The organism is Methylibium rhizosphaerae (genome assembly GCF_006386545.1).
Lineage (GTDB): Bacteria > Pseudomonadota > Gammaproteobacteria > Burkholderiales > Burkholderiaceae_C > Pseudorivibacter > Pseudorivibacter rhizosphaerae.
Genome location: NZ_SWAR01000033.1, coordinates 1 through 25,380, shown reverse-complemented (window position 1 = coordinate 25,380; position 25,380 = coordinate 1). Strand labels below are relative to the sequence as shown.

15 protein-coding genes, 1 tRNA gene and 1 pseudogene are annotated in these 25,380 nt (G+C 68.1%); 14 read left to right on the top strand and 3 right to left on the bottom strand.

The genetic code is table 11. The features are described from left to right. Positions 1-196: 196 nt before the first annotated feature. The 12 genes from E8D38_RS20710 (at position 197) to E8D38_RS20655 (ending at position 20,872) form a co-directional block, all read left to right on the top strand. Entirely contained in the window at positions 197-8,797 is an 8,601-nt protein-coding gene (locus tag E8D38_RS20710) for an isopeptide-forming domain-containing fimbrial protein (protein ID WP_140635109.1), read from the top strand. 17 nt (positions 8,798-8,814) lie between these two features. Further along, complete coding sequence (locus E8D38_RS20705) at positions 8,815-13,947, top strand: OmpA family protein (protein WP_140635107.1); 5,133 nt, start codon at positions 8,815-8,817, stop codon at positions 13,945-13,947. Between the two features lie 79 nt (positions 13,948-14,026). After that, positions 14,027-14,506, top strand: coding sequence for a low molecular weight protein-tyrosine-phosphatase (locus E8D38_RS20700; protein ID WP_281286142.1), 480 nt, complete (start codon positions 14,027-14,029; stop codon positions 14,504-14,506). 137 nt (positions 14,507-14,643) lie between these two features. Next, positions 14,644-15,177 carry a Fe-S cluster assembly transcriptional regulator IscR gene (gene iscR / locus E8D38_RS20695; RefSeq protein WP_140635105.1) on the top strand — a complete coding sequence of 178 codons (534 nt, stop codon included), beginning with the start codon at positions 14,644-14,646 and terminating at the stop codon, positions 15,175-15,177. Between the two features lie 48 nt (positions 15,178-15,225). Then, positions 15,226-16,446 carry an IscS subfamily cysteine desulfurase gene (locus E8D38_RS20690; RefSeq protein WP_140635102.1) on the top strand — a complete coding sequence of 407 codons (1,221 nt, stop codon included), beginning with the start codon at positions 15,226-15,228 and terminating at the stop codon, positions 16,444-16,446. A gap of 25 nt (positions 16,447-16,471) precedes the next feature. Continuing rightward, complete coding sequence (gene iscU, locus E8D38_RS20685) at positions 16,472-16,882, top strand: Fe-S cluster assembly scaffold IscU (RefSeq protein WP_140635100.1); 411 nt, start codon at positions 16,472-16,474, stop codon at positions 16,880-16,882. An 11-nt stretch (positions 16,883-16,893) separates the two neighbouring features. Continuing rightward, entirely contained in the window at positions 16,894-17,217 is a 324-nt protein-coding gene (gene iscA / locus E8D38_RS20680; protein ID WP_140635098.1) for an iron-sulfur cluster assembly protein IscA, read from the top strand. Positions 17,218-17,273: 56 nt separating this feature from the next. Next, positions 17,274-17,792: a Fe-S protein assembly co-chaperone HscB gene (gene hscB, locus E8D38_RS20675; protein ID WP_140635096.1), complete on the top strand. Its 519-nt coding sequence runs from the start codon at positions 17,274-17,276 to the stop codon at positions 17,790-17,792. A gap of 21 nt (positions 17,793-17,813) precedes the next feature. Next, positions 17,814-19,670: a Fe-S protein assembly chaperone HscA gene (gene hscA / locus E8D38_RS20670; protein ID WP_140635094.1), complete on the top strand. Its 1,857-nt coding sequence runs from the start codon at positions 17,814-17,816 to the stop codon at positions 19,668-19,670. A 5-nt stretch (positions 19,671-19,675) separates the two neighbouring features. Beyond that, positions 19,676-20,014: an ISC system 2Fe-2S type ferredoxin gene (fdx, locus tag E8D38_RS20665; protein ID WP_140635092.1), complete on the top strand. Its 339-nt coding sequence runs from the start codon at positions 19,676-19,678 to the stop codon at positions 20,012-20,014. 5 nt (positions 20,015-20,019) lie between these two features. After that, a complete protein-coding gene (gene dnaQ / locus E8D38_RS20660; RefSeq protein WP_140635090.1) occupies positions 20,020-20,733 on the top strand; it encodes a DNA polymerase III subunit epsilon in 714 nt (237 codons plus the stop codon). 64 nt (positions 20,734-20,797) lie between these two features. Beyond that, positions 20,798-20,872 (top strand) — tRNA-Val (locus tag E8D38_RS20655). 192 nt (positions 20,873-21,064) lie between these two features. Here E8D38_RS20655 and E8D38_RS20650 read toward each other — a convergent pair. Together E8D38_RS20650 and E8D38_RS29640 are read right to left on the bottom strand one after the other, a co-directional pair. Next, entirely contained in the window at positions 21,065-22,075 is a 1,011-nt protein-coding gene (locus E8D38_RS20650) for a tyrosine-type recombinase/integrase (protein ID WP_140635088.1), read from the bottom strand. A gap of 29 nt (positions 22,076-22,104) precedes the next feature. Beyond that, positions 22,105-22,230, bottom strand: a pseudogene (locus E8D38_RS29640) (helix-turn-helix domain-containing protein); the annotation flags it as partial. A 655-nt stretch (positions 22,231-22,885) separates the two neighbouring features. Here E8D38_RS29640 and E8D38_RS20645 point away from each other — a divergent pair. Next, a complete protein-coding gene (locus E8D38_RS20645) occupies positions 22,886-24,430 on the top strand; it encodes a DUF1173 family protein (RefSeq protein WP_181179311.1) in 1,545 nt (514 codons plus the stop codon). 184 nt (positions 24,431-24,614) lie between these two features. Here the strand turns inward: E8D38_RS20645 and E8D38_RS20640 are convergent, their stop codons facing one another. After that, on the bottom strand, positions 24,615-25,049 hold the full coding sequence (locus E8D38_RS20640; protein WP_140635084.1) for a hypothetical protein: 435 nt from the start codon (positions 25,047-25,049) through the stop codon (positions 24,615-24,617). 47 nt (positions 25,050-25,096) lie between these two features. Between E8D38_RS20640 and E8D38_RS20635 the strand changes: the two genes are divergently transcribed. Then, a partial coding sequence (locus E8D38_RS20635) for a class I SAM-dependent methyltransferase (protein WP_219851814.1) occupies positions 25,097-25,380 on the top strand: 284 nt, incomplete at its 3' end.

Here is a 25,380-nt window from a genome sequence, read left to right as displayed (position 1 = left end):
TTAAGGGCGGGTGCCAATCCTGTGTATTTCCGATTTTGCTGCGTGGGGCGCGCGAGCAGGGATATTGCTGCGCCCGAATATTTCGAGTGGCCGGTCGGAATATTCATGAGCCGTCTTCTCGAATTTCAAGAAAGTGCCGAACGACCCGGGTGAGCGGGCTCCGGCAAATCAGATCAATCCAACAGACACCAGTTTCGTGACCAGTATTCGAAAGTCGATCCAACGCGCCGGGCTCGTGCTCCTGCGCCTGCTCGCCCTGGTGCTGCTGCTGGGAGGCGGCTCGGCCGCCCACGCGGGCACCGCGTTCTGCCGCGACTACCCGGTGGTCAACGGCTTCTACGTGATCGACGGCAACGATCCGGCTCTCACCCAGGCGACGCTGCCGTCATCGATCAGCATCGACTCCACCGACCAGTTCCGCTGCTACATCAAGAACTTCCCGATCTCGGCGAAGTGGCCCCAGGGGCTCACGTCGACGATCAACTTCGCCAACGGCACCACGGGTCTCGTGATCTTCGAGAACGTGTACTACAGCGGCAACATGGCCTGCTCCAACACGCAGGTCAAGATCTGGTTCGCCAACGGCGCCTACTACGCGCCCGGCAACAACAACGCCTGCCAGGAACTCTTCATCCCGATCGAGGCGGTGCGCAAGCAGACGCCCGGCGCCACCGCCACGATCGGCGTGCCGTTCACCTACACCATCACGGTGCCGGTGATGTACGACCCCGCGACCGGCACCTACCTGTTCCAGCCGTCGGTCAACTCGCTGTCCAACGCCACGATCTACGACGACCTCGCGGCGATCGGCGCGTCGGCCACCTATGTGGGCAACACCGCCTTCCTGGTCAACGGCGGCACGCGCACGCCGATCGGGCCGCTCACGCTCGGCGCCACGCCGGCCACGATGTCGGCGCTTGGCATCCCGGCGTCCGACAACACCCGGCGCATCGTCTTCTCGTCGGACTTCAACCCCGCGCTCACGAACATCGCGCCCGGCACCCAGATCGAGGTGCAGATGACGGTGGTGCTCGACAACGTGCCGGCCAACGTGGCGGGCACGCAGTTCACCAACACCGCCAAGTGGTGGTTCGGCCGCGTGATCGACGGCGTGAGCTACGCGCCGCTGCCCGGCCAGTCGGGGGTGTCCGCGCCGATGACCATCGTCGAGCCCGGGCTCACGCTGCAGAAGAGCACGTCCCTCACCAACCTCAACGTCGGCACTGCCGCGCCGTTCAGGCTCAACGTGCAGAACGCGGGCGCGAGCGAGGCGTGGAACACCACCGTCACCGACGTGCTGCCGGCCGGCATGCGGGCCTTCGACCCGACGCCCACGGTGACCGCACGGGTCTACGCTTCCGACGGCACGACGCCGGTGTCGGCCGTGCTGGTCGCCGGCACCGACTACTCCGTGAGCTACAGCGCCGCCAGCGGACAGCTCAGCCTCACCATGCTGTCGGCCGCGGCGCGGATCGCGCCCACGCAGCGGCTCATCGTCGACTACCAGGCACGGCTCGACGCCGGCGTGGGGCAGGGCCTGTCGTTCACCAACGTGGCGGGCGCCACCCAATGGTTCAACGCCGCGCCGGGCACCGCCGGCCGCCGCCAGTACAACCGGACGCTGACCGACGGCACGCCGGGCGTGCTCGATTTCCAGGACGCCGCCACCGTCACCTCGACGACCCAGGGCTACTTCTTCCTCAAGTCGGTGGGCGACCTGACCACCGCCACGCCGGTGGCCACCGGCGCGCTGCCGGGCGACCGGCTGCGCTACACGCTGCAGATCCAGAACTTCACCTTCCCCCGGCTGGGCAACATCTCCATCACCGACGACCTGGATGCGCTCAATGCGACCGCCGCCTTCGTGCCGGGGTCGCTCGCGCTGGCCGGCAGCAACCTGCCCGCCGGCGCCACGCTGGTCGTCAACCCGACCGGCGGCGCCAAGGGCACCGGCTCGGTCAGCATCACAGGGCTCGAGCTGCTGCAGGACCAGCAGTACCAGGTGCAGTTCGACGTGACCCTGGCCTCCGCGCTCGCCAACGGCAGCAACGTGCTGAACCAGGCCAGCCTCACCGGCACGGATCAGTTCGGCGTCGCCTGGTCCGGCGTCAGCGACAACCCCTACGTCAACGGCCCGTCGCTGCTGGGCGCCGCGGGCGACGCCACCGCGGTGCGCGTCTACGCGCCGGGCGCGCTGGCCAAGGCCAACACCCAGGCCAGCGCCACCATCGGCCAGCCCTTCAAGTACCGCATCACGGTGCCCGCCGCGCCGGTGGACGTGCCGCTGTACGACGTGCGCATCGTCGACAACCTGGCAACGTCGGCGGCCAACCTCGCGTTCGTGAGCGCGAACGTCGTCTCGGGCGGCAGCTGGAGCCTCACCAACACCGGCACGGCAACCAACGTCGTGATCCAGGACGTGGCCACCGGCATCGACATCCCGGCCGGCGGCCAGGCGGTGATCGAGGTCACCGTGGTGCTGCAGAACACCGCCACCAATCGCAACGGCCTCACGTTCACCAACACCGCCTCGTACACCTACAACAAGCTCAACGGCGACAACGCGACACAAGGCATCGGCGGCAGTGCGACCACGCCCGCGATGACGGTGGTCGAGCCGGCCCTCTCCATCACCAAGACGGTGGGCTACGCCGCCCCGGCGGGCAAGGCTGCCACAGCACCGGCCGCAGCCGGCGACGTGCTGCAGTACACGGTGAGCGTGGTGAACAACGGCACCTCGCCGGCCTATGACGCCGACGTGCTGGACCTGCTGCCGGCCAACCTGTCGCTGGTGGCCGGCTCGGCCACGGCCACGATCAACGGCGTGGCCGTCAGCGGCTTCGTGGCGCAGCCCACCGTGCTGCCCGGCGGCGCGCTGGTGTGGGGCGCGCGAAACGGCGACGGCCTGCTCGACCTGCCGGTCGGGGCGACGCTGGTGCTGACCTATCGGGCCACCGTGCTCGCCGCCAACGGCACGCCGATCGTCAACAGGGCCTACACCAACTGGGCCTCGCTCAATGGCGGCGTGGCAGGCGAGCGCAACGGCGCCGGCTGCCCGAGCGTGACCGCCCCCAACACGTATTGCGCCGGGCCTGCAACGGCGACGGTCACCGCCATCGACCCGACGGCACTGACCAAGACGGTGGCCTCCGACAGCTGGGCCACGGCGCCCAGCACTGCGGCCGACGCGACGCTGCGGGTGGGCGATACGGTGATCTACACCCTCACCGCCATGCTGCGCGAGGGCACCAGCGAGAACGTGGTCGTCACCGACACGCTGCCCGCTGGCATGGCCTTCGATGCGGTGGTCGGCATCAACGGCGACACCGCCGCCCCCTATTCGTCGACCGCTCCCTTCACCCATGCCGACTTCGGCGGGCCGGTGGTGAGCGGCAATACCGTCCGCTTCAGCTTCGGCAGCATCGGCAACGCCGTCGACAACAACGCGGCCAACAACGGCTTCGTGATCCAGTACCGCGCCAGGGTGGTCAACACGCTGGCGCAGCTGCCGCCGGCGCAGGTGCTGCGAAACGACGCGACGCTCGCCTACGCGATCGGCGGCGTGGCCGCCACGCCGCGGGCCGCCAGCGCGAACATCAACGTCCGGCAGCCGGTGCTGGCGGTGTCGAAGAGCGCCGCGCCGGCCGGCGGCGACAACGTCCTCGCGGCAGGGGAGGTGGTCACCTACACGGTGGACCTGCGCAACACCGGCAATGCGCCTGCCTACAACCCGCAGCTGCAGGACGTTCTGCCGGTCGGCATGCGCAACGCGGCGCCGGTGACGGTGAGCGTCAGCCTCGTCAACGCCGGCACGGTGCTGCCGGCGGTGGCGCCCACCTACAGCAGCGCGACCGGCGTGGCCGACTGGAACTTCGTTTCCGGTGTGCCGGCGCAGTACGCCATTCCGGCCGGCGAAACGCTGCGCCTGGTGTACCGCGCCCAGGCCGACGCCAGCCTTGGCGCCGGCATGGTGCTCGCCAACCGGGCCCAGGTGCAGCACTACTACTCGCTCGATGCCGCGGATGCGAACGCCGCCTTCCGCAAGGACTACGGCGCCAGCGGCGTCGCCACGGTGCAGCTCACCACCGCCTCGGCCACGGCGCTGGCCAAGCAAGCCCTCGTGACCACCGCGGCCATCGGCCAGCCCTTCACCTACCGCATCACGCTGCCGGCCACGCCGCAGCCCACCGCGCTGCACGACGTGCGGGTGCAGGACGACATCGGCCTGGCCAGCACCGGCGTGTCGCTCAGCTACCTGGGCGCGAGCGCGCGGCTGGCCTCGAACACCCGCACCTGGGCGACGCTCGCCAACGCCGGCACCGCCACCAGCCTGGTGCTGCACGACGCCACCACCGGCGGCCTCGACGTGCCCGCGGGCGACCAGCTCGTGATCGACGTGGTGCTCGTGCTCAACGACGACACCACCAACAACACCGCCGGCAAGCAATTCACCAACACGGCGAACTACACCTACAACAGCATCAACAACGACGGCAGCACACAGGCCCCCGGAGCGCCGGGCGCCAGCGGCGCCGTCACCATCGTCGCGCCCAGCCTCACGCTGCAGAAGAGCGGCCCCGCCACCATGCGCCTGGGCGTGCCCGGCCGCTTCACGCTCGACGTGCACAACACAGGCGCGGGCACTGCCTGGAACGTGGTGCTGTCGGACGTGCTGCCCAATGTGACGACCGCACCTTCCGGCGGCATGTGCGCCGCGGCGCCCGCCAACATCGCCGCGCGGGTGATGCAGGCCGACGGCGTGACGCCGGTGTCGGCACCGCTGGTGAACGGCAGCGATTTCACGGTCAGCTTCGCCGGCGCGCCCGGCTGCACGCTCACCATCAACCTGAACAGCACCGCGACGGCCATCGCGCCGACGCAGCGCCTGATCGTCAGCTACGACGCCTCGCTCGACGCCGGCACGTCGAGCGGCATCACGCTCACCAACGTGGCCGGCGCCACCCAGTGGCGCAGCGCCAACCCCGCGGTTGCCGGCACCGCCGGCTACATCCACACCACCCGGAACACGCTCACCAACGGCACGCCGGGCGTGCTCGACTTCCAGGACGCGCATGCGCTCACCACCGAGTCGCCGGTGCTGGAGTTCCGCAAGACGGTGGTGAACCTCACCACCGGCCAGAACCCGGGCAGCAACGCACGCCCTGGCGACCTGATGCGCTACACGGTGACGCTGCGCAACGTGAGCCCGCTGGCGGTGAACAACGCCACGCTCACCGACGAACTCGACCGCCTGAATGCGACCGCCATGTTCGCCCCCGGCAGCCTGCGGCTCGTGTCCGCGCCGGCAGGGGTGACGAGCAGCACCAATGCAAGCGGCGGCGCACGGGGCACCGGTGCACTGGACGTGCGCGGCATCAACATCGCCGCCGCCGGGGCGCCCGGCGACTCGGTCGCCGTGGTCTACGAGGCGCGCCTCGCACCCGTCATCACCAGCGGCTCGGTGGTGCGCAACCAGGCGCAGCTCGCCAGCGCGACCAGCCAGACGGTGAACAGCGACGACCCCAACGTCAACGGCGCCGACAACCCGGCCGTGCTCGGCGACGAGGACCCCACCCGCACGCTGATCGCCTCCAGCCCGCTCATGCAGGTGCGCAAGGTCTCGCTGGACGTGACCGGCGATGCGGCCGTGCTGCGCCCGGGCGACCGCCTGCGCTACACCCTCACGATCAAGAACGTCGGCACCGAAAACGCGACCGGCGTGGCACTGCGCGACCTGGTGCCTGCCAACACCACCTATGTGGCCGGCAGCACCACGCTCAACGGCACGCCGGTGCCGGATGTGGGCGGCGCCTCCGCGCTGCAGGCCGGCCTGCAGATCCGCGCGCCGGAAGACGCGACGCCGGGCGCGATGCGCGCCGACAGCTCGGCCGCGGCCGGCAACGTGGCCACCATCACCTTCGAGGTGGTGGTCAACGCCGGCGTGCTCGACGGCACGCTCATCAGCAACCAGGGCTTCGTCAACGGTTCGGGCACCGGCAGCGGCGCCTTCACCGAGGTGCCCTCCGACGACCCGCGCACCCCGGCCGCCAACGACCCGACGCGCGACATCGTCGGCCCGTTCCCCATCATCTCGGCGCGCAAGACGGTGGCGCTGGTGGGTGACGTCAACGGCAACGGCGTGCTCGACCCGCTGGACGTCATCCGCTACACCATCAGCATCGACAACCTGTCGGGCCTGCCCGCCACCGGCGTGAGGCTGACCGACCTGGTGCCGGCCAACACCGCCTACTTGGCCGACACGGTCACGCTGAACGGCGCGCCGGTGGCGCGGCCCGACGGCGGCGTGTCGCCGCTGGCGGCCGGCCTGCCGGTGAACTCGCCCGCCGCGGCCGCCGGCACGGTGGCGCCACGCGCCAGCGGCGTGGTGACCTTCGACGTGCGGGTGAATGCCGGCGTCCCTGGTGGCACCGTCATCAGCAACCAGGGCAGCGTGGCCAGCGCCGAACTGCCGAGCCAGCTCACCGATGCCGACGGCAACAGCGCCAACGGCTTCCAGCCGACCACCATCATCGTGGGCAGTGCGCAGCAGCTCGCCATCACCAAGGCGGTGAGCGTGGTGGGCGGCGGCCCGGCGCTGCCCGGCTCGCAGCTCGAGTACCTGGTGACGGTAACCAACACCGGCGTGGTGGCGGCCACCCAGGTGGTGGTGACCGACAACCTCGGCACGCAGCCGCTGGCGTCTCGGGTCAGCTATGTGGCGGGCTCGGCCACGCTCAACGGCTCGACCGCCGGCGTGAGCCAAAGCGGGGCAGTGCTGCAGGCCGACTACGCGGCCGCCTACGGCAGCCTCGCGCCCGGAGCCAGCGCGATGCTGCGCTTCCGGGTGCGCATCGCCAACGGCCTGCCCGCCGGCACGCTGATCACCAACACCGCCCAGGTGGCCTGGAACTCGCCCGCGCTGCGGGCCTCGGCCAGCGCGACCATCGCGGTGGGCGCCATCGCCGGCGTGGCCAACCTCAACGGGCGGCTGTGGCACGACGCCAACCTCGACAAGCAGCCGGGGGCCGCGGAGGCTCCGCTGCAGGGCTGGACGGTGGAGGTGCTGCGCAACAACGCGCCGATCGGCACGGTGACCACCGACGCCAACGGCCAGTACGCGATCAACGGACTGGCACCTTCGGCGACCGACGCCGACCAGTTCTCGCTGCGCTTCTTCGCACCGGGCGCCGGTGCGCGCACTGCCAAGCTCGGCCTGGCCGACTCGGCCTTCACCAACGGCATGCAGGCCATCAGCGGCATCGTCGCGCCCTCGGGCAGCAACCTGCAGAACCTCAACCTGCCGCTGCAGCCCAACGGCGTGGCCTACAACTCCATCGTTCGCACGCCGGTGGCGGGCGCCACGCTCGAGATGGTTCGCGCGGGCAGCACCATGCCGCTGCCCTCGGCCTGCTTCGACGACCCGGTGCAGCAGGGGCAGGTCACGCCTGCCGGCGGCTACTACAAGTTCGACCTCAACTTCAGCGACCCGTCCTGCCCGGCTGGCGGCGCGTATCTCATCCAGGTGACGCCGCCGCCGGCCTACATGCCTGGGCTTTCGCGCGCCATCCCGCCGGTCTCGCATGCCGACACGGTGTCGTTCTCGGTGCCGGCCTGCCCGGGCACCGCTGCCGATGCGGTGGCGACGACCGCGGCCTACTGCGAATCCCAGCCCTCGGAGTTCGCCCCTGGCGTGGCCGTGCCGGCCGGCAGCCCCGAAACCAACCACTACCTCAACCTGACGCTCAACAACGGCGGCATGCCCGGCACGAGCCAGATCTACAACAACCACATCGCGATCGACCCGCGCCTGGGCAATGCGGTGAGCATCACCAAGGTGGCGGCGCTGCAGAACGTCACGCGCGGGCAGCTGGTGCCCTACACCATCACCGTCAGCAACACGCTGCCGGTGACGCTCACCCGCCTCAGCGTGATCGACACCTTCCCGGCCGGCTTCAAGTACGTGCCCGGGTCCGGCCGCATCGACGGCCAGAGCGTGGAGCCTGTCGCGGCGGGCAACCAGCTCACCTGGAGCAACCTGCAGCTCGCCACCAACGCGAAGCGGGTGATCCAGCTGATGCTGGTGGTGGGCTCGGGCGTGAGCGAGGGCCAGTACGTCAACCGGGCGCAGGTGTTCGCGCCGCAGCTGGCCACCGCCGCCTCGGGTGAAGCCACGGCGACGGTGCGCGTGGTGGCCGACCCCACGCTCGACTGTTCCGACGTCATCGGCAAGGTGTTCGACGACGCCAACATGAACGGCTACCAGGACGACGGTGAACGCGGCCTGGCCGGCGTGCGCCTGGTGACGGCCCGCGGACTCATCGTGACGACCGACGCCCATGGCCGTTTCCACCTGACCTGCGCGGTCGTGCCCGACCCGGACCGCGGCTCCAACTTCATCATCAAGCTCGACGATCGCTCGCTGCCCACCGGCTACCGGGTGACGACCGAGAACCCGCGGGTGCAGCGGGCCACGCGCGGCAAGATGATCAAGTTCAACTTCGGGGCCACCATCCACCGCGTGGTGAAGCTCGACGTCGCCGACGGCGTGTTCGAGCCGGGCACCGTCGAGATGCGCATCCAGTGGAAGCAGCGCATGAAGCTGCTGCAGGACGAGCTGAAGAAGGCGTCGTCCGTGCTGCGCCTGTCCTACCTGGCCGAGAACGAGAGCGAGAGCCTGGTCAAGCAGCGCCTCGAAGCTCTCAAGCGCGAGGTCGCCATGACCTGGAAGCGTGAGGGCGGCCCCTACGACCTGACCGTCGAAACCGAGGTCTTCTGGCGAACGGGAGCGCCTCGCTGAGCGGGTCGAGAACACAGATGCGAAGAACATTCCACATCCTCGCGCTCTGGCTGCTGATGCCGGGCGCCGTGCTGGCCCAGGCGGCCGCGAACGAAGACCGGCCGGTGCAGCCCGGCACGCAGAAGGTCGTGACGGTGCCCGGGCTCGGGCAGGCCGTCGAGAAGCAGCTGCCGCCCGATGCCGAGCTGACCCCGTGGAAGCTCGACGAGAGCACGCTGCCGCCGCTGGTGAAGGAACGCACCGAGGACAAGGAGGTGCTCGAGAAGCACGTGCGGACCATCAAGGTGCAGAACCTGCTGCCGCCGATCTACTTCGACTCGGGCAAGGCCGACATCTCCAAGGATTACGTCGAGAAGGTGCGCAGGATCCTCGACGGCATGAAGGACCGCAGGAACGTGCGCCTGCACCTGGTGGGCCACACCGACAACGTGCAGCTCTTCGGCGAGACGCGCATCCGCTATGGCGACAACGACGGCCTGTCGCGCGAGCGCGCCGGCGTATCGGCGGAGTTCTTCCAGAAGGCGCTGGGCCTGCCGCCCGAGTCGGTCACCTATGAAGGGCGGGGCGAACGCCAGCCGGTTGCTTCGAACGCGACGGAGGCCGGGCGTGCAAGGAACCGGCGCATGGAGGTGGAGGTCTGGTACGACGAGGTCGACGAGAAGCTCGTCACCAAGCAGGTCGTGGTGCAGGAGGATCTCAAGCGGGTGAAGGTGTGCCGCGTCGAGCAGATGTGCCGCATCAGCTACAAGGAAGGCCATGCCAGGCGCATGCGGGTGAAGAACCTGATCCCGCCGTTCCATTACCGCGAAGACGGCGTGGCAGTGACCGAGGAATACCGCCAGAAGCTGCTGCAGGTGCTCAACGACCTGGGCGACAAGCGCAACGTGGTGGTCAAGTTCATCGGCTACACCGACAACGCGCCGCTGGCCGGCCGCGACGAGCGGATCTACGCCGACCATGTGGGCATCTCGAAGGCCCGTGCGCGGCGCCTCGCGCTGGCGCTGCAGGACGCGCTCAAGCTGCCTGCCGCCGCGATCGACAGCGACGGCAAGGGAGCGGCCAGTCCGGTGGCGCCGAACGACACCGAGAGCGGCCGTGCCGCCAACCGGCGGGTGGAGGTGGAGTTCTGGTACGACGATGCCCTGAAGGAGCTGTCGCCCGAGCCGCAGATGTGTCCCGAGCCGCCCGAGCCGGTGACGGTGACGCGGGTGTACCAGTCGCCCAACGTCACGATCAGGCCGGTGGCCTACGAAAACGGCAAGGCGGTGCTGCCGCCGAACTACGCGGCCGACCTGGCCCGGGTGATGGCCGAGATCAAGGACCGCCCGCGGGTGCGCCTGCGTTTCATCGGCACCACCGCCACCGAGCGGCTCGATCGCCGCACGGCGCTCGCCTATGGCGACGACATCGGCCTGTCGACCGCGCGCGCCCGCATGTTGCGCGACGCGGTGGCGAAAGAGCTCGGCCTGGCGGCCGGCCAGGCTGAGTTCGAAGGCCACGGCTACGTGCAGACGACCGACGTCATCAACAACGGCTTCACCGAATCCGAGGTGTCGCGGGTGCAGGCCCAGGTGGTCTACGACGACCAGGCCGAGGTCGACAACCTGGAGGGCCTCGACGTCACCCGCTTCACGCGCGACGTGGCGGTCGCCAACCCGTTCGCGCTCAACCTGATGCGCATCACGGTGGACGGCAAGCCGCTGGACGACCCGGGCAAGAGCATGCCCGACGTGCAGCGTTGCACCGACGTGGCGCTCGAGAAGGCCAGCATCCAGTTCAAGTACGACAACCTGGACGTGAAGCCGCGCCTCAACGTGACCGCCTGGCCGCAGTCGGTGCGATTCCAGGACGACCCCGCCACCGACGTCGTCGACGACGAGGTGCGGTTCCGGGCGTATTCGAACTTCCCCGCGTTCATCGACCGTGCCGAGGTGCGCCTGTTCGACAAGGACAAGTCGGTGCAGGGCGAGCCCCTGGCCGTGGTGGCGCTCGACAAGGAAGGCCGCGGTCGATGGCGTGCCGACCAGCCGTCGTACTCGGCGCCCGGGCGCGACCTGAAGTACGTGCTGCGCGTGTACGACAAGGACGGCCGGTTCAACGAGACGGCCGCGCAATCGCTGTGGGTGATCGACCGCCTGGCAGCCGAGGTGGCCGGCATGGCCGAGATGGATGCCGAGCGCGAGCTCACCGCCGGATGGGGCGAGAGCCGCCTGGCGGTCGAGCACATTCCGCTGCACGGCGGCGCCGTCAAGGTGTTCGGCAACGACATCCCGCCGGGCCATCGCGTGTCGGTGGCGGGGCGCGACGTGCCCGTGTCCGACGACAACAAGTTCGTCGTCGAGGAGATCCTGCCGCAGGGCCTGCACACGGTGGAGGTGTCGGTCCTCGACGCCGACGGCAACGGCGAGATGTACCTGCGCGACCTCGGCCTCGACAAGAACGACTGGTTCCATGTGGCCATCGCCGACGTGACCCTGGCGCGCTCGACCACCAGCGGGCCGGCCAGGCTGGTGGCGCCCGACAACGCGCACTACGACGACAACACCTCGATCGACGGCCGCTTCGCGTTCTTCACCCGCGGCAAGTTCGGCGACCAGTGGAAGCTCACCGCCAGCGCCGACACGCTCGAGGGCCCGTTCGACAAGTTGTTCAGCAACTTCATGGACAAGACGCCGGATGCGATGTTCCGGCGCATCAACCCCGACTACTACTACCCGACCTACGGCGACGACAGCACCACGGAGGAGGCTGCGCCCACCCTCGGCAAGTTCTACGTCAAGCTGAGCCGCCGCGCGGATTACGGCCTGTGGGGCAACTTCAGGATCGGCTACACCGACAACAGCCTCGCCCACGTGGACCGCACGCTGTACGGCGCCAACCTGCACTACGAGCCGCTGTCGCCCACGCCGTTCGGCGAGAAGCGCCTGCTGATCGACGGCTTTGCCGCGCAGCCCGGCACGGTGGCCGGCCGCGACGAGTTCCGTGGCACCGGCGGTTCGCTGTACTACCTGCGTCACCAGGACATCCTCACCGGCTCGGAGCGGGTGCGCATCGAGATCCGCGACAAGGTCTCGGGCCTCGTGGTGGCGGTGAGGAACCTGGTGCCTGTGCAGGACTACACCATCGACCACCTGCAGGGGCGCGTGCTGCTGTCGTCGCCGCTGTCGCCGGTGGCGAGCGACAACCTGCTGGTCGCCAGCGATTTGAGTCCGGGCAACGAGGCCTACCTGGTGGTGCGCTACGAGTACTCCACCGGCTTCGAGGAACTCGACAACGTGTCGAGCGGTGCCCGCCTGCACTACTGGGTGACCGACCACCTGCGGCTGGGGGCGACCGTCAACAGGAACACCGACCCGGGCGCGGAGAGCACGCTGGCGGCCGGTGACGTGACCTGGCGGCTGAGCGCGACCACCTGGGTGAAGGTGGAGACCGGCGCCACCAAGGGCGCCGGCGCCGCAGCCTACGGTTCCAACGATGGCGGCTTCAACTTCACGCCGACCACCAGCACCGGCGTCACGCCGGTGGTGCCGGCGGCCGACGACGCGCGCCACGGGGCGACCCGCGTGGAGGCGAGCGTCGACCTGAAGGACGTGCACCAGGCCGCCAACGGCCAGGTGACCGTCTATCACCAGTCGGTCGAGGGCGGCTATGCAGCGCCGGGCGCAATGGCACTCACCGACGTGAACCAGAAGGGCGGGTCGGTCAGGACGTCCATCACCGAACGGGTGAGCCTGCAGGCCAAGCTGGACAAGCGCGAGCAGGCGTTGTCGCTCGAGACCTCGGCGCTCGAGGTGAACGCCGAGTACCGGCTGAGCGATCGATGGAAGCTCAGTTCGGGTGTGCGCAAGGACAGCCGCACCGACCATTCGCCGGTGGTGCCGGCCACCCAGGTGCAGGGCGACCGCACCGATGTGGTGGTGCGCGCCGGCTACGACTCGCTGGGCCAATGGGCCGCCTACGGTTATGTGCAGGACACCGCGTCGACCACCGGCAACCGCGAGAACAACGGCCGCATCGGCGCCGGGGGCGCCTACCGGCTGAGCGAGCGCTTCAAGGTGAGCGGCGAGCTCTCCGGCGGCGACCTGGGCGTCGGCGCACGGTTGGGCACGGAATACCTGCTGTCCGACAGGACCACCAGCTACCTGAACTACGCGCTGGAGAACGAGCGCAGCGACAACGGCGTGCTGGCCAACAAGGGCAGCGTGAGCGTGGGTGCCAAGAGCCGGTACTCGGACACGACGACCGTCTTCGGCGAGGAGAAGTACACCCACGGCGACGTGCCCGCCGGCCTGCTGCATTCGGCCGGCGTGGAATACAAGCCCGACCAGCGCTGGAACTTCGGCGCGCACATCGATGCCGGCACGCTGCGCGACAACCTCACCGGCGCCAGGATGGAACGCTCGGGCTTCGCGGTCTCGGCCGGCTACGGGTTCGATGCGATCAAGGTGTCGACGCTCGTCGAATACCGGCGCGACCAGGTCCAGTCTCCGATCGACCTGAGCTACTCGAACCGCAGGAACTTCCTCACCAAGAACAGCCTCAAGTACCAGATCAGTCCCGACTGGCGCTTCATCGGCAAGCTGAACTATTCGAAGAGCGACAGCTCGCTGGGCGAGTTCTATGGCGGCAGCTACACGGAAGCGGTGATGGGCTACGGCTGGCGCCCAGTCGAGAACGACCGCCTGAACGCGCTGGCGAAGTACACCTACTTCTACAACCTGCCGTCATCGGGCCAGGAACTGGTGCCGAACACCGCGGTGTCCTACATCCAGAAAAGCCACATCGTGTCGTTCGATGCCATCTACGACCTGACGCCGCGCTGGTCGCTGGGCGGCAAGTACGCGCGCCGGATGGGGCAGGTAAGCCAGGACCGCGTGAACCCGGTGTTCTTCGACAGCACGGCCAACCTGTACATCGCGCGAGCCGACTGGCACGTGGTGCGGCTGTGGGACGTCGCGATCGAAGGCCGCATGCTGTCGGTGGAGCAGGCGCAGGACACCCGGCGCGGCGCACTGGTGGCCGTCTACCGTGCCTTGAGCGACCACATCAAGCTCGGCGGCGGCTGGAACTTCACCGACTTCTCGGACGATCTCACGAACCTGAGCTATACGCACCGCGGAGCGTTCCTCAACCTGGTGGCGAAGTTCTGATCCGGCCGACAATCCGGGCCCATGAAGTACTGCAAGGCTGTCGTTCGTGGAAGCAGGTGAGAAGAGGCTGGGCGTCCTGATGGTGTGCATGGGCAACATCTGCCGCTCGCCCACGGCGGAAGGCGTGCTGCGCCACAAGCTGCGCGCCGCCGGACTGGACGGCCGGGTGCACGTCGCCTCGGCTGGCACCCATGGTGACTACCACGCCGGCTCCCCGCCCGACCGCCGCAGCCAGGCGCATGCCGCGAGACGCGGCTACGACCTGTCGGCCCAGCGGGCTCAGAGGGTCGAGTCGCTGCACTTCGAGCGCTACGACTACATCCTCGCCATGGACGAGGCCAACCTGGAATGGCTGCGCGATGCCTGCCCGCCCCAGCACCAGGCCAAGCTTCGCCTGCTGATGGCCTATGCGCCCGGCGGGGCGCCGGTGGTGCCCGACCCCTACTACGGCGGTCCGGCAGGCTTCGATGCGGTGCTCGACCTCGTCGAGCAGGCCTGCGATGCCTTCGTGAACCATTTGGCGCAGCAGCTATCGCAGGCACCCTCCGGAACTTCCTGAGCCATAACCGACCGAAAAAGTCGGCTTCACGTATAATTGAGTAAATCACTCGGGATCACCCGAGGGTTTCCCCGGGCGTGAAGCCATCGCCGGGCTCTCTCCGGCCGCTTTCGCCACAGGTTCAAGGAGCTTTCGCCATGCGTCTCACTACAAAAGGCCGGTTCGCAGTCACTGCGATGATCGATCTCGCCCTGCGCGAGCACACGGGGCCGGTCGCGCTGGCGGCCATCAGCCAGCGCCAGCAGATTTCCTTGTCCTACCTGGAGCAGCTGTTCGGCAAGCTGCGCCGCCACGAGCTGGTGGAAAGCACCCGCGGCCCGGGTGGGGGTTATTCGCTCGGCCGCAAGGCTGAAGAAATCACCGTGGCCGACATCATCGTCGCCGTCGATGAGCCCATCGACGCCACCGGCTGCGGTGGCAAGGAAAACTGCATGGGCGACGACACCGGCCGCTGCATGACCCACGACCTGTGGGCCAGCCTCAACACCAAGATGATCGAGTACCTCGATTCCATCTCGCTGCGCAAGCTGGTGGATGACCAGCTCGCCAAGGGCGTGTCGATCGAGGAGGCGCCGGTCAAGCGCGCCATCTCGAGCCAGCCGGTGGTCAAGCCGATCAAGGTCACCGCGCCGAACTCGGTGTTCGCTCTGGGCAACGCCTTCACCAAGTAACCCGCTTCACGCCAGCCGGCGCCGGAGGCGGCGCCCACGAGCCAGCAAATGGACATGACCCCGCATTTCCCGATCTATATGGACTACGGCGCCACGACGCCGGTGGACCCTCGCGTCGTCGACGCGATGATCCCGTGGTTGCGCGAGCATTTCGGCAACCCGGCGTCGCGCAGCCACGCCTGGGGCTGGGAAGCCGAAGAGGCCGTCGAGAAGGCCCGCGTGCAGGTGGCCGAACTGATCGGCGCGGACCCGCGCGAGATCGTCTGGACCTCCGGCGCCACCGAGTCCAACAACCTTGCCCTCAAGGGCGCCGCGCAGTTCTACAAGTCGCGCGGCAAGCACCTCGTCACCGTGAAGACCGAGCACAAGGCCGTGCTCGACACGATGCGCGAGCTGGAGCGACAGGGCTTCGAGGTGACCTACCTCGAGGTGCAGGAAGACGGGCTGCTCGACCTGGAGAAGTTCAAGACCGCGCTGCGGCCCGACACCATCCTGGTGTCGGTGATGTTCGTCAACAACGAGATCGGCGTCGTCCAGGACATCCCCGCCATCGGCGCCATCTGCCGTGAGCGCGGCATCGTGTTCCACGTCGATGCGGCACAGGCCACCGGCAAGGTGCAGATCGACCTGGCCAGCCTGCCGGTCGACCTCATGAGCCTCGCCTCGCACAAGACCTACGGTCCCAAGGGCATCGGCGCGCTGTATGTGCGCCGCAAGCCGCGCGTGCGCCTCGAGGCGCAGATGCATGGCGGCGGCCACGAGCGCGGCATGCGCTCAGGCACCCTGCCCACGCACCAGATCGTCGGCATGGGCGAGGCCTTCCGCATCGCACGCGAGGAAATGGGCACCGAGCTGGAGCGCATCCGCATGCTGCAGCGCAGGCTGCTGGCCGGCATTGCCGACATCGAGCAGGTGTTCATCAACGGCCATCTCGAGAAGCGCGTGCCGCACAACGTCAACGCCTCGTTCAACTACGTCGAGGGCGAGTCGCTGATCATGGGCATCAAGGGCATCGCGGTGTCGTCGGGGTCCGCCTGCACCTCGGCCAGCCTCGAGCCCAGCTACGTGCTGCGCGCCCTCGGCCGCAGCGACGAACTGGCGCATTCGTCCTTGCGCATGACCATCGGCCGGTTCACCACCGAGGAAGAGATCGACTACGCAGTGGCCACGCTGAAAGACCGTGTGGCCAAGCTGCGCGAGCTCTCGCCGCTGTGGGAGATGTTCAAGGACGGCGTCGACATCAGCGCGATCCAGTGGACTGCCCACTGAGGAACGCCAGCAGTAGGAGAAAACCATGTCATACAGCAACAAGGTCATCGACCACTACGAAAACCCCCGCAACGTCGGCTCCTTCGACAAGACCGAAGAAGGCATCGGCACCGGCATGGTGGGCGCACCGGCCTGCGGCGACGTGATGAAGCTGCAGATCAAGGTGAACCCGGCCACCGGCGTGATCGAGGACGCGCGCTTCAAGACCTACGGCTGCGGCTCTGCCATTGCCTCGAGCTCGCTCGTCACCGAATGGGTGAAGGGCAAGACGCTGGACCAGGCCGCCACCATCAAGAACACGCAGATCGCCGAAGAGCTGGCGCTGCCGCCGGTGAAGATCCATTGCTCGATCCTTGCCGAAGACGCGATCAAGGCCGCCGTGAGCGACTACAAGGCCAGGCACGGCGCAGCCGCCGAGGCTGCGACGGCAAAGTAGGGCAGCCGATGATGGCAGTCACGCTGACCGAGGCCGCCGCCCGCCATGTCACGCGCTATCTCTCCAAGCGTGGCAAGGGCGTGGGCGTGCGCCTGGGCGTCAAGACCACCGGCTGTTCCGGCATGGCCTACAAGATCGAGTACGCCGACGAGGTGGCCCCTGAAGACATCGTCTTCGAAGGCCATGGCGTCAAGGTGCTCGTCGATCCGAAGAGCCTGCCGTATCTCGAGGGCACGCAGCTCGACTTCGTGCGCGAGGGCCTGAACGAAGGCTTCAAGTTCAACAACCCGAACGAGAAGGATCGTTGCGGTTGCGGCGAGTCGTTCAGGGTATGACGCAGCCTGGGCAGTAAACGAGGCGCGGCCTACGCCGCGCCTTTTTGTTGATCGACATGAAGCTGGATGCCAACGACTTCGAGCTCTTCGGCGTAGCGCCGCGCTTCGAGCAGGAGCGCGCCGAACTCGACGCGCGCTGGAAGGCGCTGCAGGCCGAGGTGCACCCCGACCGTTTCGCTGCCCAGGGCACCGCGGCGCAGCGGGTGGCCATGCAATGGGCCGTGCGGGTGAATGAGGCCTATCAGCGGCTGAAGGACCCGCTCAAGCGCGCGGCCTATCTCTGTGAGCTGAACGGCGTGCCGCTGCAGGCCGAGAAGAACACGGCGATGCCGGCGAACTTCCTGATGCAGCAGATGGCCTGGCGCGAGGCGCTCGAAGAGGCGCGTGGCGAACCGGAGCTCGGCGCGCTGCATGACGAGGTGATGGCCGCGCGAAAGCAGATGCTCGGGCAGCTTGCCACCACACTGGACGACCAGAAGGACTGGCACGCCGCCGCTCAACAAGTGAGAGCCCTCATGTTCGTCGAGCGCTTTGCCCACGACGTGGAGCAGCGCCTGGACGCACTAGGACAATGACAGGCCGCACAGCACAACACCATGGCCCTCCTGCAGATTTCAGAACCCGGGCAATCGCCTGACCCCCACCAGCGCCGCATCGCGGTGGGCATCGACCTGGGCACCACCCATTCGCTCGTGGCCGCGGTGCGGCACGGCGTGCCCGAATGCCTGCCCGATGCCGAAGGCCGCGTGATCCTGCCTTCTGCCGTGCGCTATCTGCCCGGCGGTCGCCGGCAGATCGGCTTCGATGCGCTGGCCGAGCAGGCCAACGATCCGCAGAACACCATCGTGTCGGTGAAGCGCTTCATGGGACGCGGCCTCGCCGACATCGCCGAGCGCGGCAAGCTGCCCTATGAGTTCGTCCAAGCCCCCGGCATGGTGAGCCTGGCAACGCGCGAAGGTGTGAAGTCGCCGGTGGAGGTGTCGGCCGAGATCCTGGCCGCCCTGCGCCAGCGGGCCGAAGACAGCTTCAACGACGACGTGTTCGGCGTCGTGATCACGGTGCCGGCCTACTTCGACGAGGCGCAGCGCCAGGCCACGAAAGACGCTGCCAGGCTGGCCGGCCTGAACGTGCTGCGCCTGATCAACGAGCCCACCGCTGCTGCCATTGCCTACGGCCTGGAGAACGGTTCCGAAGGCCTGTACGCCGTGTACGACCTGGGCGGCGGCACCTTCGACATTTCGCTGCTGCGGCTCACACGCGGTGTGTTCGAGGTGGTGGCCACCGGGGGCGATTCGGCCCTGGGCGGCGACGACTACGACCATGCGATCGCCGACTGGGCCGCGAGCGAGTCGGGCGTGCATGCGGCCACGCCGCAGGACAAGCGTGCCCTGCTGGTGGCAGCGCGCCGGACCAAGGAGGCGCTGACCGACCAGGCCGAAGCCCCGCTTCATGCCGGCCTGAGCGCAGGCTCGATCGACCTCAACCTCACCCGAAGCCATTTCGAAGAGCTGACCAGGACCCTGACCGAGCGCACCCTCGCGGCCGTGCGCAAGGTGCTGCGTGATGCCAAGGTCACCAAGGACGACGTGCAGGGCGTCGTGCTGGTCGGCGGTTCGACCCGCATGCCGCAGGTTCGCGAGGCTGTGGCCCGGCACTTCGGTCGCGCGCCGCTGGTCAACCTCAACCCCGACGAGGTGGTCGCGCTGGGCGCGGCCATCCAGGCCAACCAGCTCGCAGGCAACGCGCAGAACGGCGAGATCCTGCTGCTCGACGTGATCCCGCTGTCGCTCGGCCTCGAAACGATGGGCGGGCTGGTCGAGCGCATCGTCCCGCGCAACTCCACCATCCCCACAGCGCGCGCACAGGACTTCACCACCTTCAAGGACGGCCAGACAGCCCTGGCGGTCCACGTGGTGCAAGGCGAGCGCGAACAGGTCGAGCATTGCCGCTCGCTGGCGCGCTTCGAGCTGCGCGGCATCCCGCCGATGGTGGCCGGCGCCGCGCGCATCCGCGTGAGCTTCCAGGTCGATGCCGACGGGCTGCTGAGCGTATCGGCCCGCGAGCTCACCTCCGGCGTGGAGGCAGCCATCACGGTGAAGCCCAGCTACGGGCTCACCGACGACCAGATCGCCACCATGCTGCAGGAGGGCTTCCGCACGGCCGAGGGCGACATGAAGGACCGTGCGCTGCGCGAGTCGCGTGTCGAGGCCGAGCGCATGGTGCTGGCCACCCGGTCGGCACTCGCCGCCGATGGCGACCTGCTCAGCGAGGCCGAGCGCGCTGCCGTCGAGGTGCTGATCACTGGCGTACTGGAAGCAGCCCGGGGCGAAGACCACCATGCCATCGACGCCGCCATCGAGGCGCTGGCGAAGGGCACCGAGCCCTTTGCGGCCGAACGCATGAATCGCGGCATCCGCCAGGCGCTGTCGGGCCGCAGCGTCGAAGAGGTTTGAACGAAATGACCATCATCAAGATCCTGCCCCACCAGGAATACTGCCCCGAGGGCAAGACGATCGAGGCGCAGCCCGGCACGTCGATCTGCGAGGCGCTGCTCGAAAACGGCATCGAGATCGAACATGCCTGCGAGATGAGCTGCGCCTGCACCACCTGCCACGTCGTCGTGCGCGAGGGTTTCAACTCATTGGGCGAGATGGACGAAAGCGAAGAAGATCTGCTCGACCGCGCCTGGGGGCTGGAGCCCAACTCGCGCCTGAGCTGCCAGGCCATCGTGGCGCAGAAGGATCTCGTGGTCGAGATCCCGCGATACTCGATCAATCACGCCAAAGAGAACCACTGAGCCGCATGACTCGCCAGATCTTCCTGGATACCGAAACCACCGGCCTGAGCCCCGAATCCGGCGACCGCATCATCGAAATCGGCTGTGTCGAGATGGTCAACCGCCGGCTCACCGGCAACAACAAGCACTTCTATCTCAACCCCGAGCGGGCCAACAGCGAAGACGCGGTCAAGATCCACGGCCTGACCGATGAATTCCTGGCCGACAAGCCGCTGTTCTCGGCCATCGCCGACGAGCTGATGGAGTACCTCGCGGGCGCCGAGATCATCATCCACAACGCCGGCTTCGACGTCGGCTTCATGAACGAGGAACTGCGCCGCATCGGCCGGCCCAGGTTCGCGGAGCATGTAGGGCAGGTGACCGACAGCCTGCTCATGGCGCGCGAGATGTTCCCGGGCAAGTCGAACTCGCTCGACGCGCTGTGCAAGCGCCTTGAGGTCGACAACGCGAGCCGCACGCTGCACGGCGCCCTGCTCGACGCAGGCCTGCTGGCCGAGGTCTACATCCGCATGACGCGCGGCCAGAACACGCTGGTCATCGACGTGGCGGAGTCGAGCTCCTCCGAGCAGAGCATTGACGTGCCGCTCGTCGACCTCACGCAGTTCACGCTGCCTGTGCTGGTGCTGAGCGAGGAAGAACGCACGCAACACGAGGCCCTGTTGGCCGACCTCGACAAGGCGAGCAACGGAAAGACGATCTGGCGAGCACTTGTGGCATAATCGCGGTCTTCGCTTTCGGCAGCAGCCAAAAGTTGCAGCCGAAAGGCCCCGGTTTCAAGGAATCGGGCGGTTAGCTCAGCGGTAGAGCACTGCCTTCACACGGCAGGGGTCGCAGGTTCGAACCCTGCACCGCCCACCAATAAAATCAAGCACTTGCAGCGGCCCTCAGGGGCCGCTTTTTGTTCCCGGTGTAAATTCTGGTGTAAATCCAGGCACTGCTCTCTGGGCCCGAACGGGCTTGATGCGTACTGGCGGTTTCGAGTCGCGTCAGCCAATGCGGGCGGTGCGACGGACTGCGCCCCCCGGTGGTAGCGCAGCGGGCAGCGCGAGTTCATGTTCGCGAGCGCCGCGACGTGGCACCGCGCTTGAGTGTCCGCGTGGCGAGGTCGCCCAGCTTGGCCAACGCGTCGCGCTGCGGCTTGACCATCACGTGGGCGTAGCGCTCGGTCGTTTTCACCGAGGTGTGGCCGAGGATCTCTCGCACGACACACAGCTCGACGCCCAACTGCAGCAGGATGGTGGCACAGGAGTGACGCAGGTCGTGGAAGTGCACTTGCGGCATGCCGGCCGCTTCGCGCGCGCGTCGAAAGCCGCTTTTCAGGCCCTCGAAGTTGATCGTCAACGGCAACTTGTCTAGCCAGGGGCGTAGCGCGGGCACGATGGGCACCTCGCGATAGCGCAGCGTCTTCGTGTTGCCGGCCTGGATGCGGACTGTGCGCCGGCCAATGTCCTGGGCCGCGATCTTGCACACCTCACCGCGCCGGCAGCCCGTGAGCAGCGCCACCCAAATCGCGGTGCGTACCTGCTCGCTCGCATGATCGGCAATGGCTTTCACTTGCGACATCGACAGATAAAGAGTGCGCTGGTTGTTCTCGGCGATACGCCTGACGTGCGTGCTGTAGTCCAGCTCGCCGGTGCGTCCCTTCTCCCATGCCATGTGAAGCGCCTTTTTCAGCGCACTCAGGCTGCGATTGACGGTGGCTGGCGCGTAAGCCTGCAGCAGGTCGTCGCGCAACTCGGCGGCGACCTGCCGCGCTTCGGATGCGTGCCGGCCGTCGATCCACGGTCCGAGCCGGTACGCATGAAACTTGGCCGTCTGGGGGCTGCGAAGCGTGGCGGCATGCCGCTCCGTGTAGTCAGCCATCAGTTCGGTCAGCAGCGGATCGCCGGGCACCACAGCAGCACGCTTGCCCTTGGCTGCCTCGAGCGCACGCCTTAGCTCGGCCTCGAGTTTCTTGGCTTCACTCGCAGACGTACCTGCTGGAAGGCGTCGATGTAATCGTCGACGGCCGACGCAGACCTCCGCGTGCCAGCGTCCGTCGGGATCCTTTCGGATGGGCATGTGCGTGCTCTGTCAAAGGCCCACGCAGTCACGGCAGCGACGTCGAAACGGCGGCGCGAGCCGACCAGGAGGCTCGGACAACCGTCGCTGACCATGCGAGCCACGGTGCGCTCGCTGACGCGAAGGTGGGCGGCCAGCTCGGCCGGTGTGAGCATGGCAGGAATTGGCCATGCGGGCGCTTCCCCCTCGGGGCCAGGCGGCGGCGAAGGCGTATCCATTTCGCGGTACGCGCTTGCGCTCAGCATTGTCCGAGCGGTGGCAGCAGGTACAGACGTCGTCTGCAGCTGCGCGGGGTGTCTGTGAACATGGCGGGGCAAATGCGCCGGCATACGTGAGGCGTGCGATCGATTGGTGGCATGGTGAATCCTTGTCCTGGCAGAGCGGAGGCTCGGCGGCTGAGCGCGCGGCCACAGGCAGCAAGTGGCCATGGCGCAAAGGGGGCTCGAACGGGTTGCGGACAGGCCCGATGTCGCTGACGCGCGCGCTCCGAGCAAACCTTTGCTCTAGCGTCTGGCAGGCGCTGACGCTCTTGGCGGTGCCTCCGATGCGGGGCCTGATCCCGCCAGCGAGATCGCCCATGCTCATCTGAAATGCGCTCACGATCCGTGCGGTTAACGTCCGCGTCCGGCTGCGGCCAGCAGAGGCCCAGGAGGTGCAGCATCCCAGTCTGCGTGTGGACACGCAGACGCGGGAATGGTCTCTGGGTTCGTTGCTCCCCGTCAAGGCTGGTTCTGCGCCCGATTTAGGCCCGGTTCTGTTGCGCGTCGGGGATTGAAGCGCCCTCTGCCCTCTGGCGAATCGTGCAGGACCATGTGCGCCGCAGGCTGTTCCGCCGTCAGTCCAGGCGTCCGTGCGGACGTGTCTGGCGGGTCCGATCCTCTTGGCAAGCGTTCGACAGGACGCGGTGAGTCCGCCTGCGATGGGCTCGAAGGTCCACCGACCGGAACCGCCGGCTCGATGAACCCCGTTCCGGCTGGATCGGGGCAGCCGCCGAACCACAAGATGGGGCCGCCGTCGCGCAAGCGTCGTGCGCTGCGGCGAGCGGCGGCGGCAACGGGAGCGCAGATGGACGATCAAGGCCCCCAGTATCTGGTCGATGGCGTGCAGCTGCGGCCGAGCGACGCCGGCTGGCAGCAGGCGCTCGAACGGGCCTACGCCGGCGCCGCGAAGCCACTTTGCCTGTGCCGGCACGGCGGCGTGCCCATGTACATCGCGCACTACCAGCAGTTCTTCGTCAAGCGGCTTCCGGACACGGGGCATCGACACCACCCCACCTGTGCGTCGTACGAGCCGCCCCCCGGTCAATCCGGGCTCGGCGAGGTGTTGGGCGAAGCCGTCATCGAGCGCGCGCCCGACCGGGTCGAAGTTCGGCTCGAGTTCCCGCTGACGCGACGCATCGGCCGGCCCGTGGTCCCCGGCGAGCCCGGTGCCGTGCGTACCGAGGTGGCCGCCCGTCGCCGTCGCCTCGGTCTTCGCGGCCTGGCCCACCTGCTGTTGCAACGCGGCGGCTTCAACCGCTGGTACCCGCGCATGCAGGGCAAGCGCACGTGGTACGTCGTGCGCAAGCACCTGCTGGCCGCAGCTCACGAGATCGAGACCAAGGGCGTTCGGCTCGCCGACTTCCTGCTGATCCCCGAGCCGTTCTCGCTCGATGACGCCGCGGCAATCTCCAAGCGACGCGCCCGGGCCATGGCCGTGTTGCTGTCGCCCGGCGAGGACGTGCAGTTCAAGCTGATGCTCGTGATGAGCGAGCTCAAGGAGTTCTGTGCCACCAACATCGACCACCGCATCGTGCTGCGCCACATGCCCGACTGCCCGCTGTACATGGAACGCAAGGCCGGCGAGCGCTTCAAGAAGGTGTTCGAGTGCGAGTATGAGGCCTGGGCCCACCAGCGCTCGGCCGAGCAGGCGGGACAAGCCGACCCGTGGCGACTGCGCTTCCTCTTCTGCGGCCTGATCTACGCCAAGCGCGAGGGCGTGTACTTCGTCGATACGGCGACGCTCGTGATGCTGTCGTCCACCTGGATCCCGCTCGACCATCCGTACGAACAACTGCTGATCGACGAACTGGTGCGCCAGGAGCGGTGTTTCCTCAAGCCGCTGCGCTTCGAATCGAAGCAGGGCGCGACGTTTCCGAACGCAGTGCTGCTCGACACCGGCGACGCGGAAACCCCACTGGACATCGTCACGCCGTTCATGATCGACAGGGACCGCGCGCTGAAGCAACAGGCCCTCGCCAGGCGGGCAGCGGGATGGATCTGGGACATGCGGACGCAGCAGGAGCCGCCGCCGCTGCCGCGTGCGATCCATCATGGGCCGCGGGCGGCGGCTGCGTACACGACGGCGGCGACATGAGCGCGCGCCTGCTCATGTTCCTCGTCTTCGTCGAGGGCTTCGCGTCGCTGGGCATCGAGGTGATCGCACTGCGTCGGCTCGTGCCGCACCTGGGCAGCGCGATCACGGTCACCGCTCCGACCATTGCCCTGTTCCTGCTCGCGCTCACGCTCGGCTACTGGACTGGTGGCCGCATCAAGAGCGGCTACGCGGCCCGTGTGCAGGCTAACTTCCTGATCGCCGCCGGCCTCGCGGGGGTTGGCTTGTCGACCTCTTTCGTGCAGGTCTTGTTTGCGGCGGTCCCGAACTCCGGGCTGGCATTCATCGTCTTCGTCACCGTCGTCGTGTGCCCGCCGGCGTGTCTTCTCGCGCAGACCGTGCCGCTGATGGCCAACCTGGTCGAGCACGAGCGCGCCGGCGCCGCCAGCGCGGTCGCGCTGACCGCGTCGACGGCCGGCTCGGTGCTCGGGGCGCTGGTCATCTCGCTCGGCGTGATGCAGCTTGCCGGCGTGTCGGCCGCCGTGGCGCTGTGCTGCGCAGCCCTGTGCCTAGCAGCGGGGATCCAAGCATCGGTCAGCGCGCGATCGGCAAGCGCTGCGACGGCGGCGATGGCGTCGGCCGCCCTCGTCGCCTGGAACATTGGCGGCCCCTCGCCCGCTGGGCCCGGGCTATACGGACCCCGCGCGCGTGTTCCTGGTGAACAACCAGCAGGCCTCGCTGCTCGATGCGAGCGAGCCGCCGAAGCGTTCGCCCTACATCGAGCGCATGCAGCGGTTGCTGCTCGACGAACTCGGCCTCAGCGGCAAGCAGGTGCTTGTCCTCGGCGCGGGAGGCTTCACACTGTCGGTGGGCGACGCCAGCAATCGCTACACCTACGTCGACATCGATCCGCACATCCGGTTCGTGGCCGAGCGACAGTTCATTCGGGGGCCGATCAACGGCCGCTTTGTCGCCGAGGACGCACGCCGGTT

What these genes read in the sequence shown, in the direction of transcription:
- E8D38_RS20705 (WP_140635107.1), top strand. Translation starts at nt 8,815, where the DNA reads ATGCGAAGAACATTCCACATCCTCGCGCTCTGGCTGCTGATGCCGGGC.
- E8D38_RS20700 (WP_281286142.1), top strand. Translation starts at nt 14,027, where the DNA reads ATGGTGTGCATGGGCAACATCTGCCGCTCGCCCACGGCGGAAGGCGTG.
- iscR (WP_140635105.1), top strand. Translation starts at nt 14,644, where the DNA reads ATGCGTCTCACTACAAAAGGCCGGTTCGCAGTCACTGCGATGATCGAT.
- E8D38_RS20690 (WP_140635102.1), top strand. Translation starts at nt 15,226, where the DNA reads ATGGACATGACCCCGCATTTCCCGATCTATATGGACTACGGCGCCACG.
- iscU (WP_140635100.1), top strand. Translation starts at nt 16,472, where the DNA reads ATGTCATACAGCAACAAGGTCATCGACCACTACGAAAACCCCCGCAAC.
- iscA (WP_140635098.1), top strand. Translation starts at nt 16,894, where the DNA reads ATGGCAGTCACGCTGACCGAGGCCGCCGCCCGCCATGTCACGCGCTAT.
- hscB (WP_140635096.1), top strand. Translation starts at nt 17,274, where the DNA reads ATGAAGCTGGATGCCAACGACTTCGAGCTCTTCGGCGTAGCGCCGCGC.
- hscA (WP_140635094.1), top strand. Translation starts at nt 17,814, where the DNA reads ATGGCCCTCCTGCAGATTTCAGAACCCGGGCAATCGCCTGACCCCCAC.
- fdx (WP_140635092.1), top strand. Translation starts at nt 19,676, where the DNA reads ATGACCATCATCAAGATCCTGCCCCACCAGGAATACTGCCCCGAGGGC.
- dnaQ (WP_140635090.1), top strand. Translation starts at nt 20,020, where the DNA reads ATGACTCGCCAGATCTTCCTGGATACCGAAACCACCGGCCTGAGCCCC.
- E8D38_RS20650 (WP_140635088.1), bottom strand. Translation starts at nt 22,075, where the DNA reads ATGCCCATCCGAAAGGATCCCGACGGACGCTGGCACGCGGAGGTCTGC.
- E8D38_RS20645 (WP_181179311.1), top strand. Translation starts at nt 22,886, where the DNA reads ATGTGCGCCGCAGGCTGTTCCGCCGTCAGTCCAGGCGTCCGTGCGGAC.
- E8D38_RS20640 (WP_140635084.1), bottom strand. Translation starts at nt 25,049, where the DNA reads ATGTTCCAGGCGACGAGGGCGGCCGACGCCATCGCCGCCGTCGCAGCG.